The organism is Bowmanella dokdonensis, from assembly GCF_017254865.1.
Taxonomy (GTDB): Bacteria; Pseudomonadota; Gammaproteobacteria; order Enterobacterales; family Alteromonadaceae; genus Bowmanella; species Bowmanella dokdonensis.
In genome coordinates this window covers 1-295 of sequence record NZ_JAFKCV010000341.1, presented here as the reverse complement: position 1 = coordinate 295, position 295 = coordinate 1, and the positions used below count along the sequence as shown (strand labels likewise).

Below are 295 nucleotides of genomic sequence, written 5' to 3'. Positions count from 1 at the left end.
CACGCAGAGTGATGATCTGGATGAATTCGCCCGCCAGTGGCAAAGCGAAGGCATAGAGGGGGACCTGCTGCCGATGAAGATCATTGGCCGTATGTTCCGTTTGATGAAAACCATTGAAGTGGAAGTGGGCCGTTGTCATGAGGCTTTTGATCTCAAGTACGGCGAGTTTGACGTGCTGGCTACCTTACGTCGTACCGGCGCCCCCCATTGCCTGACGCCGTCGCAGTTGCACCAATCTATGTTGCTAAGCTCAGGCGCCATGACGAACAGATTGGATAAGCTGGAGCAAAAAGGG

The 295-nt window shown here is 53.9% G+C and carries 1 protein-coding gene; it reads left to right on the top strand.

Features of this window, described 5'->3' with window-relative positions:
* Window positions 1-16 precede the first annotated feature (16 nt).
* The coding region (locus J0A66_RS22860; protein ID WP_241264398.1) for a MarR family winged helix-turn-helix transcriptional regulator at window positions 17-295 on the top strand (279 nt) is incomplete at its 3' end.